The sequence below is a fragment of the Flavimobilis soli genome (genome assembly GCF_002564025.1).
Taxonomy (GTDB): Bacteria; Actinomycetota; Actinomycetes; order Actinomycetales; family Cellulomonadaceae; genus Flavimobilis; species Flavimobilis soli.
This window is the reverse complement of record NZ_PDJH01000001.1, coordinates 509618-523615: the sequence shown is the minus strand read 5'-3', so window position 1 is coordinate 523615 and position 13998 is coordinate 509618. Positions and strand designations below refer to the sequence as shown.

Sequence of the window (13998 nt, the reverse complement as noted above, 5' to 3'; positions counted from 1 at the left end):
GGTACGTACCCGCAAGCCCCATCCCGCAAGCCCGGACAACCAGGAGCTGAACATCTATGGGTGAAGACCTCTCGTTCGTGTACGTCCTGCTGATCTTCGTCGCGATCTTCGTGCTGATCGTCATCGGCAAGAGCGTGCGCATCGTCCCGCAGACGCAGGCGTGGCTCGTCGAGCGTCTCGGCCGCTACAACCGGACCTTCGAGGCGGGCCTTCACCTCCTCATCCCGTTCGTGGACCGCGTGCGCGCCCAGGTCGACCTGCGTGAGCAGGTCGTGTCCTTCCCGCCGCAGCCGGTCATCACGTCGGACAACCTCGTCGTGAGCATCGACACGGTCATCTACTTCCAGGTGACCGACCCCAAGTCGGCCGTCTACGAGATCGCCAACTACATCGTCGGTATCGAGCAGCTGACGGTGACGACGCTCCGTAACGTCATCGGCTCGATGGACCTCGAGCAGACGCTCACGAGCCGTGACCAGATCAACGGCCAGCTCCGTGGCGTCCTCGACGACGCGACGGGCCGGTGGGGCATCCGCGTCAACCGCGTCGAGCTCAAGGCGATCGACCCGCCCGCGTCGGTCCAGGGCTCGATGGAGCAGCAGATGCGCGCCGAGCGTGACCGCCGCGCCGCGATCCTCCAGGCCGAGGGTGTCAAGCAGTCCCAGATCCTCACGGCCGAGGGTGAGAAGCAGGCGGCGATCCTCCGCGCCGAGGGTGCGGCTCAGGCCAAGATCCTCGAGGCGGAGGGTGAGTCCCGCGCGATCCTCCAGGTGTTCGACGCGATCCACGAGGGCGACGCGGACCCGAAGCTCCTCGCGTACCAGTACCTCCAGACGCTCCCGCAGATCGCGAACGGTTCGTCGAGCAAGATGTGGCTCGTCCCGACGGAGTTCACGTCGGCCCTCGGCGCCGTCGTCGCCGGTCTGGGCGGAGACGTCCCGACCCCGCCTGCGCCCCCGAGCGGGGACGCGGAGCCGCGCCGTGCGCGTCCGCGCTTCCAGAGCGCGGGTCTCGCCGACCCGGCCGAGGCCCTGGCCGAGGCGCGCCGTCAGGTTCAGGAGGCGACGGCGGACGCGACGACGGCGGGGCAGCGCTCCGGCCGTCCGTTCGACCCGAGCGCCGAGGCCGGCCAGCGCCCCGGTGTGCCCGTGCCTCCGCCCGCGACGCCGCCCGTCCAGGGACCGCCTACGCCGCCGGTCGCCCCGTACGGCCCGCCGACGACGAGCGACGGGGAGCCTCCTGCCCCGCAGCAGTGAGCTGACACGTGCGACCCGCGAGGGCGCGCCGCCACCCCGGCGGCGCGCCCTCGCGGCGTCTGCCGCAAAGTCCTCGCGTCACACGTACCGAATCGATTCGATGCCTGTCATCATGGTGCGGTGACCAACCCCCAGACCGTCGCCGCCCCGCTGCGCCGCGACCGGTACACGATCACCACCTACGGCACCTTCGCCGTCTGGGGGTGGTTCCTCTACTCGTTCAGCCCGTCGGTCTCGCTCCTCGCCGAGGACCTCGGCGTCTCGAAGGCCGCCGGCGGTCTGCACGGCACCGCGATGGCGGTCGGTGCCATCTCCGCGTCGTTCTTCACGCCCCGGCTCGTCGCCGCGATCGGCAGGCGCAACGCGGTCGCGCTCGGGCTGCTCGTCGTCGCGGCGGGAGTCGTCGGCCTCGTCGTCGGCCCCGTGCTGGCCGCGACGCTCGCGAGCATGTTCGTCCTCGCCGTCGGCGGCAACGTCGCCGTGTCCGCGTCGCAGGTCGGCATCTCCGACCACCACGGGCCCGCGGCGCCGGCGGCGATCACCGAGGCCAACGGCGTCGGGTCCGGCGTAGGGCTCTTCGCCCCGCTCGCCGTCGGCGCTGCGGTGGGTCTGGGCTGGGGGTGGCGCGCCGCGGTCGTCACGACCGTCGTCCTCGCCGTGCTCGTCGCGTGGGCGACCTCGCGCCTGCCCGACGGCGGGCGTCGCCCGGCCGCAGCGACCGCGCCCGCCGAGACGCCCGAGGACGCCCACGCGGTCGAGGTGCGCGGCGCCGCCGCGCCCGTCAAGGCCCTCGGGCCCGGGTCGGTCTGGTTCCTCACGACCCTCGTCGCCGCCGTCGCCCTCGAGAACGCGACGACCTACTGGTCGACGTCGCTCGTGCTCGAGCGCACCGGGGCCGACGAGAGCATCGCGACCGCGACGACCGCCGGCCTGATCGCCGGCATGACCGCGATGCGGTTCGTCGTCGGGCCGCTCACGCGGCGCTGGCACAGCGCCCACCTGCTCGCGGTCAGCTTCGGCATCTCCGTCGTCGGCTGGGCCGTCCTGTGGACCGCGACGTCGCCCGCGGTCGCCCTCGCCGGCCTCGCCGTCGCCGGCTTCGGCTACGGCGCGCAGTACCCGCTGTCCGTCGCCCTCGTCCTCGGCATCGCACGGGAGGCCGCCGACCGGGCACAGGCCGTCGCGACGTTCACCGGGGGAGCCGCCGTCGGGCTCGCGCCGTTCATCCTCGGCGCTGTCGCCGACGCGGTCGGCATGCACACCGCGTTCCTCGCCGTCCCCGTCCTCGCCGCGCTCGGCGGCGTCGGCGCGGTCCTCGGCTGGCGCCGCGCGCACGCCGCCGCTCTCCTCTGACCGGGATGTCGCACGCACCCGCTGCTGAGAGAATGGCGTGTGCCCACGATCGACGCCCAGCCTGACCTGTCCGACCTCAACCTCGTCGACATCACCGATCCCACGGCGGACGAGCTCGCCGACTACGTCCGGCTGACCGACGTCGCGCTGCGCTCCAAGCACGAGCCGGCCAAGGGCCTCTACATCGCCGAGAGCTCGACCGTCATCCGTCGCGCGATCGCGGCGGGGCACCGCCCGCGCTCGTTCTTCATGGAGCACAAGTGGCTCCCCGGCATGGCCGACGTCCTGCGCCAGTTCCCCGACGTCCCCGTCCATGTCGCCTCCGCCGACGTGCTCGAGTCGGTCACCGGGTTCCACCTGCACCGCGGCGCCCTCGCCGCGATGCACCGGCCGCCGCTCGCGACCGTCGCCGACCTGCTCGCGTCCGCGCGCGGTGGGCTGGGCGCACGCCGCGTCGTCGTGCTCGAGGACATCGTGGACCACACGAACGTCGGCGCGGCCGTGCGCGCGTGCGCGGCGATGGGCGTCGACGCGGTGATCATGACGCCGTCGTGCGCGGACCCGCTCTACCGGCGCGCCGTGCGTGTCTCGATGGGCACCGTCTTCCAGGTGCCGTGGACCCGCTTCGACGCGTGGCCGACGGCGCCGCGCGGCGCCGAGGCGACCGACGGCGTCGACCTGCTGCGCGAGCTCGGTTTCACCGTCGCGGCGCTCGCCCTCGAGGACGACTCGATCAGCCTCGACGCGCTCGAGAGCGACACCCCGGAGAGGCTCGCGCTCGTCTTCGGGACGGAGGGGGACGGCCTCAAGCCGCACACGATCGCGGCGTGCGACGTGACGGTGAAGATCCCGATGGCGGGGGGCGTCGACTCGCTCAACGTCGCCTCCGCGGTCGCTGTCGCGACGTGGGCGACGCGGGTCCGCGACGAGGCCTGAGCCTCAGACCGGGACGCTCGCGTCGACGAACGCGTGGCCTGGTCGCGCGGGCGACGCCGCGACCGCGTCCCAGGCGCGCGCGAGGATGTCGACCGCCTCGTCGAGCACCTCGGGCGCCGCGGTGATCGGGACGCGCAGGTGCCGCTCGAACTCACCGCCCGTCCCGAAACGCGGTCCCGCCGTGATCGCGAGGCCGCGCTCGCGGGCCGCGAGCGCGAGCCGCGAGCTGTAGGCCTCGCCCAGGCCGACCCACAGTGCGAGCCCGCCGTGGACGTGCGGGACGTCCCACGTCGGCAGCCGCTGCGCGAGGAGCGCCGTGAGGTGGTCGCGCGACGCGCGCAGCTGGGCCCGCCGCGTCTCCGCGACATCGGCCAGGTGCGGGAGCGCGTGCAGCAGGACGAGCTGCTCGAGGATCGGCGTGCCGAGGTCGTGGACGTGGCGCGCGGCCACGAGCCGGGCGATCGTCTCGACGTCGGCGCGCACCCAGCCGAGCCTGAGCCCGCCCCAGAGCGTCTTGCCGACGGAACCGATCGTCACGACCTGCGTGCCCTCCGCGGCGTGCCGCGCGAACGGCGTCCAGGGGTCGGGACGGTCGATGTCGAGCTCGGCGGTCGTCTCGTCGACGACCACGACAGCTCCGCTGCGCGCGGCGGCGTGGCAGACGGCGGTGCGCAGCTCGTCGGGCATGATCGCGCCGGTCGGGTTGTGGTGGTCGGGCATGAGGTGCGCGACGGCGGGCCCCGTGGCGACGGCACGCAGGAGCGCGTCGGCGTCCCAGCCCGTGCGTGCGTCGACGGGGACGGCGACGGGGCGCCCGCCGGCCGCGACGAGCGCGTCGAGCGCGTGCGGGTAGGTGGGCATCTCGACGACGGCGCGGTCGCCGGGACGTACGTGCGTGCTCGCGACGAGGCCGATCGCGTGCTGAGCGCCGAGCGTGACCATGATCTGCTCGGGTGCGGTCGGCAGCCCGAGCCCCGTGTAGCGGTCGGCGAGAGCCTGGCGCAGCGCCGGTAGCCCGACGGGGTCGTAGTCGTGGCGCAAGAGGTGCCGGGGCAGGTCGGCAGCCGCGGCCGCTGCGGCGGCCGCGAGCTGCGAGGCCGCCGGCATGGTCGCCTTCGTGAGGTCGAGCGCGGGCACGTCAGGACCGAGGGTGCCGGGGCGGGACCCGGGCGCGTGCAGGAGCGACCCGGACCCGCGACGGCTGCTGAGGAAGCCGTCGGTTCGCAGGGCGGCGTAGGCCTGGGAGACGGTCGTGCGGCTGGCGCCGAGCGTCTGGGCGAGGTCGCGCTCGGACGGCAGGCGGGTGTCGGGCGGGATGCGGCCGTCGATCGCGAGGAGGCGCAGCCGGTCCGCGAGCGCCCGGTAGAGCGGTGTGTCGCTCGGCAGGTCTCGCAGGAGCGGGACGAGGGCGTGCGCGCTCAGGTATCGGTCGCTCATAGGGGCCACCGTACGCGAATTGGCTCCTTGTGGGCAGGCCACTTCCGAGGTGAGATCGAGCCATGAAGATCGACCACGCAGAGACCACGGCCCCGGCGCCCGCCGCGGCCACGCCGGGGATGACGGTGCCGCGCCGCGGCTACCTGCTGCCGCGGCTGGCGCAGCTCGTCGTCGGGCTCACCTTCTTCGGTCTGTCGATCTCCCTCGTCGTGCACGCCGGCCTCGGCGTCTCCCCGTGGGACGTCCTCGCGCAGGGCCTCGCGCTGGCGACCGGGTGGACCTTCGGTCTCGTCACGTGCGCCGTCGGCGCGCTCGTCCTGCTCGCGTGGTGGCCGCTACGCACCCGGCCCGGCCTCGGGACGGTGCTCAACGTCATCATCGTGGGGCTCGCTGCCGACCTCGGCCTCATCCTTCTCGCGCGGCTTCCCGACCCCCTGCCGCTGCCCGTCCGCATCGCGTTCATGGTCGGCGGGATCGTGATCCTCGCCGTCGCGAGCGGCGCCTACCTCGCCGCACGGCTCGGTCCGGGCCCGCGCGACGGCCTCATGACCGGTCTGCACGACCGCTTCGGCTGGCCGATCGCCGTCGCGCGCGCCGTCATCGAGCTGTCCGTGCTCGGTCTCGGCTGGGCGCTCGGCGGGGACGTCGGCATCGGGACGCTCACGTTCGCCCTGCTCGTGGGTCCACTGTGCGGTCTGACGATCCCGTGGTTCGCGGCTCGCGCGCCGTGGCTGCGCGTGTGACAGTATCCGGGTGCGAGACGATCTGCGGACAGTCGGTGTCGAGGAAGAGTTCCTGCTGGTAGGCGACGACGGCACGCCCGTCGCGGTCGCGACGGAGGCGCTCGCGAACACGCCCGCCGACGTCGTCTCCCCGACGGGTGGTACGCCGGGCGGCGGTCTCGAGCACGAGTTCATGCAGGAGCAGATCGAGACCGGCACGCGACCGTGCCGTGACCTCGAGGAGCTCGCCCAGGAGGTGCGCGCCGGTCGCGCCCGCGTCCAGGCGGCGGCCGCCACCGTGGGTGCCCACGCCGTCGCCCTCGCCACGAGCCCCGTCGACGTCGAGCCCACGACCGTCTCGAAGCTGCGCTACATGCGCGCGGCGAGCACGTTCGGGCTCACGGCCGCAGAGCAGCTGACGAGCGGTTGCCACGTGCACGTCTCGGTCGCCGACGACGAGGAGGGCGTCGCCGTCCTCGACCGCATCGGCCCCTGGCTGTCGCCGCTCCTCGCGCTGAGCGCCAACTCGCCGTTCTGGCAGGGCAATGTCAGCGGCTACGAGAGCTTCCGGTCGCAGGTGTGGTCGCGCTGGCCCACGGCCGGCCCCTCGCGGGAGTTCGGCAGCGCTCAGGCGTACCGAGACGCGGTCGCGTCGCTCGTCGCGACCGGTACCGTGCTCGACGACGCGATGATCTACTTCGACGCGCGCCTGTCGCAGCGGTACCCGACAGTCGAGATCCGCGTCGCGGACGTGTGCCTCGACCCGCGCACACCCGTGATCGTCGCCGCGCTCTCACGCGCTCTCGTCGAGACGGCCGCACGTTCCGCGTCCGCGGGCGAGCCGGCTCCGGGGATACCGACGGAGCTGCTGCGCACCGCGTCGTGGCGCGCCGGCCGGTCCGGCCTGTCGGGCGACCTGCTGTCGCCGACGGACATGCGACCGCGCCCGGCTCACGACGTCGTCGGGCAGCTCGTCACGCACGTGCGCGACGCTCTCGTCGACGCGGGCGACCTCGACCTCGTGACCGACCTGCTCGGCGGCCTGTGGTCGACCGGCAACGGCGCGCAGCGCCAGCGGGCATGGTTCGCCGAGGCGGGCGACCCGGCCGAGGTTGTCGCGCGGGCGCGCGCCGTCACGCTCGAGTGAGCCGGTTCGCGGCCGCCCCGCGAGGCGACCGTCGGCACGGCTGTCAGGAGGTGACGGTGCGGCACATGACGAAGTCGTCGTGCGTCTGGCTGCCGACCACCATGTGCTTGGTGCCCACGACCGTGAAGCCGTTCTTCGCGTAGAAGCGCTGGGCGCGCACGTTCTGCTGGTTGACCCCGAGCCACACCGAGCGCACGCTGCGCGCGGCCGCCTCGGCGACGACGGCCTCGACGAGAGCGGACGCCGCGCCCGTGCCGTGGGCGTCCGGGTGCGCGTAGCACTTGCTCAGCATCACCGTGGGGGTCGGCACCTGCCCGTCCGTGGGCGGTGGGGCCTCGGTCCACACGAGCAGCGCGTACGCGATCAGCGGCAGACGTCCGGTCTCGGCACGGCCGTCGTCTCCCTCGGCGGCGCCCGGCTCCGCGACGAGCACCGTCGTCAGCGGGGACAGCAGGTGCTCCGCGAAGTGGGCCGCCGTCAGGTTGCTGCGGCAGAACTCCTCCACGTCACGCGGGTCGCTGCCCGGCGGGCAGGCGAGCGGGAACGTCAGCTGCGCGAGCTCCGCGACCGCGTCCGCGTCGGCGAGGATCGCGCGCCGGACCCGGGCGACCGGGACCTGGAGGTCGGTCATCGCGCGAACGTCGGCGTGAGCACCGCACGCGCGATCGTGTGGAACAGCGCCGTGAACGCGACCTTCGTCGGGCTGTCCTCAGGGTCGAGACCCAGCGTGTCGACGTCGAGCGCGTGCACTGCGAACACGTACCGGTGCGGGCGGTCGCCCGCAGGAGGCGCGGCACCCTCGTAGCCGAACGTGCCGCCGTCGGCCCGGACGTGGAAGGCCGCCCCCGAGAGCATGAGGTCGCTCTCGCCGTCGCCCTGCTCGAGCGACGTCGTCGTCGCCGGGAGGTCGACGACGGTCCAGTGCCAGTAGCCCGCCGGCGTCGGTGCGTCCGGGTCGAAGCACGAGACGACGAAGCCCTGGGTCTCCGCAGGGAAGCCGCTCCACGCGAGGTGGGGCGACGTGCCGCCGCCGTCCGCGGTGTGCAGCAGCGGGAGCGTGCCGCCGTCGACCATGTCGTCGCTCGTCAGGGAGAAGGAGGGGACGGGCGGGAGCGAGGCGTACGGGTCCGGTGCAACGGGTCGCGTGAGGTCCATGCCTCCATCATGCGTCCTCCGCGCGTCAGGGGCGGGGGCGACAGGCGCACCGGTTCTTCGTTGTCAGGAGCGACGCGTATCATCGAACATGTGTTCGATAGCGTGGCGACGGTCCGGGGAGGTGGTGCGCGATGACTGCGCAGGCGACGGTGGCACCGGACCTGGGACGTGCGGCGCGGGCGCTCGCGGCCCTGCGCCAGGCAGAGCATGCCACAGGCGCTCGCCGCGTCGAGATGCCGGACCGCGCGGCCGCCCCGCTCGGCGTCAGGACGCGCGAGCGCCCCGCCCTGCCGGTCCCGCCCGAGCTCTCCGCGCTGCTCCCGCACGGACTGACCCGGGGCAGCGTCACCGAGGTCACCGGGTCGCTCGCGCTCGTCCTGTCGCTGCTCGCCGAGGCGTGCGGGCGCGTCGACGAGCTGGGGGAGGAGCCGTGGGCCGCGGTCGTGGGGCACCCCCGGGTCGGGCTGCTCGCGGCGGCGCACCTCGGCGTCCCGCTCGACCGTCTCGTCCTCGTCCCCGAGCCGGGTGACGGTGCTGCCGCTGCCGTGGCTGCCCTCGTCGACGGGATGGACGTCGTCGTGCTCGGGGACCTCGCGCTCCTCGATGCCGACCGGAGGCGCCTGACGGCGCGCGCACGCGAGCGGGGCACCGTCCTGCTCAGCACCGCGCCGTGGCGCGGGGCGAGCGCGGTGATCCGCGCGACCGGGGTGCGGTGGCGCGGGCTCGGGCAGGGGACCGGCCGGGTCGTCGCCCGCGAGCTCACGGTCGAGCGCGCGGACCGCGTCCGCGCGCGGATCGACGTCGTGCTGCCGTTCGGCGACGAGCCTGTCGCGGTTCCTGCCGCCAGGCCTGCTGCTGCGCACGTCCCGACGGCTGCGCCGCAGGCCTCGCCCGTCGCCGCTGAGCAGCCTGCGCTGAGGCTGGTCGGATGAGCACCCGCACCACGGCCGTGTGGGTGCCCGACTGGCCGGTCGTCGCCGCGGCGACGGCCGCGGACGTGCCCGCGCACCTGCCCGTCGCGGTGCAGGACGCCCACGCCGTCGTCGCGGTAGGTGCCGTCGCCCGGCGTGCCGGGGTCCGCCGCGGCATGCGGCGGCGCCAGGCGCAGGAGGCGTGCCCCGGGCTCGTCCTCCTGCCCGTCGACGAGCTGCGCGACGCCCGCTTCTTCGAGCCCGTCGCCGTCGCCGTCGAACGTGTCGTCGCCGGGCTCGAGGTCGCGCGCCCCGGACTGCTCCTCATGCCCGCGAGCGGGGCCGCCCAGTTCCACGGCTCGGAGGAGGCGCTCGCGGCAGAGATCGTGACGCAGGTCGCGGACGCGACCGGGCACGAGTGCCAGGTGGGCGTCGGCGACGGCATCCTCGCGGCCGTCCTCGCCGCGCGCGAGAACCGCGTCGTCCCGGCAGGGGAGAGCCGCACGTACCTCGCGTCGCGCCCGCTGGGCGACGTCGTGCACGTCGCGATGAGCCGCGACCGCGTCACGCAGGTGCGTGACCTCGTCGACCTGTGGGACCGGCTCGGGCTGCGCAGCGCGAAGGACCTCACCGCGCTCGACCTCGGCGACGTCGCCTCCCGCTTCGGGGAGCCGGGCGTCTGGGCGCACCGCCTCCTCGCCGGGGAGGACCTGCGCCCGCCCGCGCGCCGCAGGCCGGAGGACGACGTCGAGGCGGCGTGCGAGCTCGACCCGCCCGCGTACCGCGTCGACAGCGCGGCCTTCGCCGCGCGCCGGCTCGCCGAGCAGCTGTACGCCGAGCTCGTCGACCGCTCGGCGTCCTGCACCCGCCTGCGCATCTCCGCCCGCACCGAGGACGGCCGTGAGCACGTGCGCACGTGGCGCACCGACGCCGCAGCGCTCGGCGGCCTCACCGTCGGGCGCCTCACCGACCGTGTCCGCTGGCAGCTCGAGGGGTGGCTCGCCGAGGGCGGACGCTCCGAGTCGGCCGACGGCGGCCTCGTCAGGCTCGTGCTGACCGCCGAGGACCTCGTCGACGTCGGCACCCAGCAGGGCGGTCTGTGGGGCGGTGCCGAGGGCGCGCACCTGCGCGCGGCCCGCGCGCTCGAGCGCGTCCAGGGTCTGCTCGGCGCCCGGTCCGTGCTGTCGGTCCGCCTCCAGGGAGGGCGCGGCCCACGCGACCAGGTGCACCTCGTGCCGTGGGGCGAGGAGGACCCGGTCCGCCGCGACACCACGCCACCCTGGCCCGGACGCCTGCCCGACCCGCCCCCGAGCGAGGTGCTCCCCGAGAAGGCCCCGGTGCGGCTCCTCGGCCCGGCGCAGGAGCCCGTGCTCGTCGACCGCCGGCTCGCGATGAGCGCCGCACCGACCCTGCTCGCCCCGGCGCCCGGAGAAGGCGGCGCGGTGTCCGCCGTGCGCGCCTGGGCCGGGCCCTGGCCGCTCGCGCAGCGCTGGTGGCGCGAGGACGGGGAGCGCAGCGTCTACCTCCAGGTCCTCGTCGAGGAACCCGCCGGGACGAGCCGCGCCCTCCTGCTGTCGAGCGCACGCGGGAGCTGGTACGTCGAGGCGAGCTATGACTGAGCACGTGCCCTACGCCGAGCTGCACGCCCACTCGGCGTTCAGCTTCCTCGACGGGGCGAGCCAGCCCGAGGAGCTCGTCGCCGAGGCGGTCCGGCTCGGCCTCGACGCGCTCGCTCTGACCGACCACGACGGGCTCTACGGCGTCGTCCGCTTCGCCGAGGCCGCGCGCCGCGCCGGCCTGCCCACCGTGTTCGGCGCCGAGCTGCACCTGCCCACGACCGAGGACCTGCTGCGCGGCAGCGACGTCCCCGAGGAACCGACCGGCACCCCGGACCCGCGTGCGACCCACCTGCTCGTGCTCGCCCGCGGGCCGCGCGGCTACCGCTCCCTGTCCGCCGCGATCGCCGACGCGCACCTCGCCGGGGGTCGCAAGGGCGTGCCCCGCTTCGACCTCGAGGATCTCGCCGCGCGCGCCGACGGCGACTGGCTCGTGCTCACCGGGTGCCGCAAGGGCGCCGTGCGCCAGGCGCTGCGCGGCGAGGACTGCCCGCAGCCGGCGCACGCGCCAGCGCCCGTGCCGCGCAGGCGGCGCGCCCAGCCGTGCCCCGTGCACGGGACAGAACCCTGCACGACAGCCCGCACCCGCGACGCCCGCCGCGAGCTCGACCGGCTCGTCGACCTCTTCGGGGCCGGCAACGTCGCAGTCGAGATCACTGACGTCGGCGACCCGTACGACGGGGAGCGCAACGACGCGCTCGCCGAGCTCGCCGCTGCCGTGGGCGTGCCGCTCGTCGCGACGGGCAACGTCCACCACGCCCGCCCGCAGGACGGAGAGCTCGCCGCAGCGCTCGCCGCCGTCCGCGCCCGCCGCTCGCTCGACGACATGGACGGCTGGCTCCCTGGCGCCGCGACCGCCCACCTCAGGTCCGGCGCCGAGATGCTCGCCCGGCACAGGGCTCACCCCGAGGCCGTCGCCACCGCCGCACGGCTCGCCGCCGAGTGCGCGTTCGACCTGCACCTCGTCGCGCCCAGCCTGCCGCCCTACCCGGTTCCCGAGGGCCACGACGAGGGGTCCTGGCTGCGCGAGCTCGTCCAGGTCGGCGCGCGGGAGCGGTACGGGCCGCCCGAGGACGAGAAGGTCGCGGGCGCGTGGGCGCAGATCCACCACGAGCTCGACATCATCGAGACGCTGGGCTTCCCCGGCTACTTCCTCATCGTCTACGACATCGTCGAGTTCTGTCGGCGCAACGGCATCCTCGCCCAGGGACGCGGCTCGGCCGCCAACTCGGCCGTCTGCTACGCCCTCGGCATCACCGCGGTCGACGCGGTGCGCCACGGGCTGCTCTTCGAGCGCTTCCTCGCGCCCGAACGCGACGGGCCGCCCGACATCGACGTCGACATCGAGTCCGCGCGTCGCGAGGAGGTCATCCAGCACGTCTACGAGAGGTTCGACCGCCGGCACGCCGCCCAGGTCGCGAACGTCATCTCCTACCGGCCCAAGTCCGCCGTGCGCGACGCCGCTCGCGCCCTCGGGTACGACGTCGGGCAGCAGGACGCCTGGAGCAAGGGGATCGAGCGGTGGGGCACCCTGCGCGGCACCGAGCCCGACAGCCCCTGGTGGACGATCTCCCGCGCCGGGGCTGTCGCCGCCCAGCCCGCCCCCGAGCCCGCCCCCGAGCCCGTCGCCGGGTCCCGGATGAGCGAGGACGGACGCGACGTCGTGCCCGAGCACCGCCCGCCGTCCGTGCAGGAGGAGGGGAAGGTCCCCGAGGCCGTCATCGACCTCGCGGAGAAGATGCTGCGCCTGCCGCGGCACCTCGGCATCCATTCCGGAGGCATGGTCCTGTGCGACCGGCCCGTCGTCGAGGTGTGCCCCGTCGAGTGGGCCCGCATGCCTGGGCGGACCGTGCTGCAGTGGGACAAGGACGACTGCGCCGACGCCGGCCTCGTGAAGTTCGACCTCCTCGGCCTCGGCATGCTCACCGCGCTGCGCATCGCCTTCGAGCACGTCCGCGAGCACGAGGGTGTCGAGCTCACGCTCCACGGCCTGCCCCCCGACGACCCAGGCGTGTACGACCTGCTGTGCGCCGCCGACACGATCGGCGTGTTCCAGGTCGAGTCGCGCGCCCAGATGGCGACCCTCCCGCGGCTGCAGCCACGCACCTTCTACGACATCGTGATCGAGGTCGCGCTCATCCGCCCCGGACCGATCCAGGGCCAGTCCGTGCACCCCTACATCGACCGCGCTCGCGGCCGGCAGCCCGTCACGTACCTCCACCCGCGGCTCGAGAAGTCGCTCGCCAAGACGCTCGGCGTGCCCCTGTTCCAGGAGCAGCTCATGCAGATGGCGATCGACGTCGCGGACTTCACGCCCGCCGAGGCCGACCAGCTGCGCCGCGCGATGGGCTCCAAGCGGTCGACCGAGCGCATGGAGGCGCTGCACGCGCGCCTCATCGACGGGATGGAGGCCAACGGCGTCGCCACGGACGTCGCCGAGCAGATCTACGACAAGCTCAAGGGCTTCGCCGACTTCGGCTTCCCCGAGTCGCACGCCTACTCCTTCGCCTACCTGGTGTACGCGAGCGCCTGGCTCAAGGTGCACCATCCCGCCGCCTTCTACGCGGGGCTGCTCGCCGCGCAGCCCATGGGCTTCTACTCGCCGCAGTCCCTCGTCGCCGACGCCCGCCGCCACGGCGTGACGGTCCTGCGGCCCGACGTCCAGCTCTCCGGGGTGCAGCCCGTCCTCGAGCCGTTGCCCGACGGTGACAGCACCGCGAGGCCCCGCCGGGACCTCGCGGTGCGGCTCGGCCTCGGCGGCGTGCGCGGCGTCCGCGAGAACGTCGCCGAGCGGATCGTCGCGGCCCGCGCCGACGGTCCGTTCCACAGCCTGCGCGACCTCGCCCGCCGGGTCGATCTCACGGTCGCCCACCTCGAGGCGCTCGCGACCGCCGGCGCGCTCGACTGCTTCACCGGCGCCCGGCGCCCCGCCCTGTGGGCCGCGGCCGCCCTCGCCCAGGAAGGCCCCGACACCCTGCCCGGCGTGAGCGTCGGCGTCGAGGCACCCACGCTCCCTGGCATGGACGACGTCGAGACGTCCGTCGCGGACGTCTGGGCGACCGGCATCTCACCCGAGTCCTACCCGACGCAGTTCGTGCGCGAAGGGCTTGACGCCGCCGGCGTCCTCACCGTCGCGGAGGCGACCGTCCACGAGGCCGAGCGGCGCGTCGCCGTCGCCGGGGTCGTCACCCACCGGCAGCGCCCGGGCACCGCACGCGGCGTCACGTTCCTCTCCCTCGAGGACGAGACCGGCCTCCTCAACGTCGTGTGCAGCCCCGGGCTGTGGTCGCGGTTCCGGCAGGTCGCCCGCACGAGCGCAGCGCTCGTCGTCCGCGGCCGGCTCGAGCGGGCCGACGGCGCCACCAACCTCGTCGCCGAGCACCTCGCCCCGCTCTCGCTCCAGGTGCCGACCAGGTCCCGCGACTTCCAGTGACCCGGCGTGCCGCCGGCACGAGCGGGGTGACG

General features: G+C 74.6%; 11 protein-coding genes. 8 read left to right on the top strand and 3 right to left on the bottom strand.

What is annotated here, in order from left to right; all coding sequences use genetic code 11:
- The first annotated feature begins 56 nt into the window (after window positions 1–56).
- From ATL41_RS02370 to ATL41_RS02360, 3 genes are all read left to right on the top strand, one after another.
- The gene (locus tag ATL41_RS02370) at window positions 57–1256 is read left to right on the top strand and encodes an SPFH domain-containing protein (RefSeq protein WP_098457034.1); all 1200 of its coding nucleotides are present in this window, start codon (window positions 57–59) and stop codon (window positions 1254–1256) included.
- A 120-nt stretch (window positions 1257–1376) separates the two neighbouring features.
- Complete coding sequence (locus ATL41_RS02365) at window positions 1377–2609, top strand: MFS transporter (protein ID WP_245854577.1); 1233 nt, start codon at window positions 1377–1379, stop codon at window positions 2607–2609.
- A 39-nt stretch (window positions 2610–2648) separates the two neighbouring features.
- A complete protein-coding gene (locus ATL41_RS02360) occupies window positions 2649–3545 on the top strand; it encodes a TrmH family RNA methyltransferase (protein WP_425432645.1) in 897 nt (298 codons plus the stop codon).
- Window positions 3546–3548: 3 nt separating this feature from the next.
- Here ATL41_RS02360 and yczR read toward each other — a convergent pair whose 3' ends face one another.
- Window positions 3549–4982 (bottom strand): MocR-like transcription factor YczR, encoded by a 1434-nt coding sequence (yczR, locus tag ATL41_RS02355; RefSeq protein ID WP_098457033.1) that lies wholly within the window; start codon window positions 4980–4982, stop codon window positions 3549–3551.
- A 62-nt stretch (window positions 4983–5044) separates the two neighbouring features.
- On the opposite strand from yczR, the gene yczE reads away from it, so the two are divergent.
- Both yczE and ATL41_RS02345 read left to right on the top strand, forming a co-directional pair.
- A complete protein-coding gene (gene yczE / locus ATL41_RS02350) occupies window positions 5045–5725 on the top strand; it encodes a membrane protein YczE (RefSeq protein ID WP_219810359.1) in 681 nt (226 codons plus the stop codon).
- Between the two features lie 10 nt (window positions 5726–5735).
- On the top strand, window positions 5736–6851 hold the full coding sequence (locus tag ATL41_RS02345) for a carboxylate-amine ligase (protein ID WP_098457032.1): 1116 nt from the start codon (window positions 5736–5738) through the stop codon (window positions 6849–6851).
- A 43-nt stretch (window positions 6852–6894) separates the two neighbouring features.
- Here the strand turns inward: ATL41_RS02345 and ATL41_RS02340 are convergent, their stop codons facing one another.
- Window positions 6895–7482, bottom strand: coding sequence for a GNAT family N-acetyltransferase (locus tag ATL41_RS02340; protein WP_098457031.1), 588 nt, complete (start codon window positions 7480–7482; stop codon window positions 6895–6897).
- Window positions 7479–8006 (bottom strand): YbhB/YbcL family Raf kinase inhibitor-like protein, encoded by a 528-nt coding sequence (locus tag ATL41_RS02335; RefSeq protein WP_098457030.1) that lies wholly within the window; start codon window positions 8004–8006, stop codon window positions 7479–7481. Before ATL41_RS02335 ends, ATL41_RS02340 begins: the two co-directional genes overlap by 4 nt.
- A gap of 131 nt (window positions 8007–8137) precedes the next feature.
- Here ATL41_RS02335 and ATL41_RS02330 point away from each other — a divergent pair, with 131 nt between their 5' ends.
- From ATL41_RS02330 to ATL41_RS02320, 3 genes are read left to right on the top strand one after another with little or no spacing between them, the layout of a single operon-like run.
- Window positions 8138–8938, top strand: coding sequence for a hypothetical protein (locus tag ATL41_RS02330; RefSeq protein ID WP_098457029.1), 801 nt, complete (start codon window positions 8138–8140; stop codon window positions 8936–8938).
- A complete protein-coding gene (locus ATL41_RS02325; protein WP_098457028.1) occupies window positions 8935–10536 on the top strand; it encodes a DNA polymerase Y family protein in 1602 nt (533 codons plus the stop codon). Before ATL41_RS02330 ends, ATL41_RS02325 begins: the two co-directional genes overlap by 4 nt.
- Window positions 10529–13966 (top strand): error-prone DNA polymerase, encoded by a 3438-nt coding sequence (locus tag ATL41_RS02320; protein ID WP_098457027.1) that lies wholly within the window; start codon window positions 10529–10531, stop codon window positions 13964–13966. Before ATL41_RS02325 ends, ATL41_RS02320 begins: the two co-directional genes overlap by 8 nt.
- Window positions 13967–13998 lie beyond the last annotated feature (32 nt).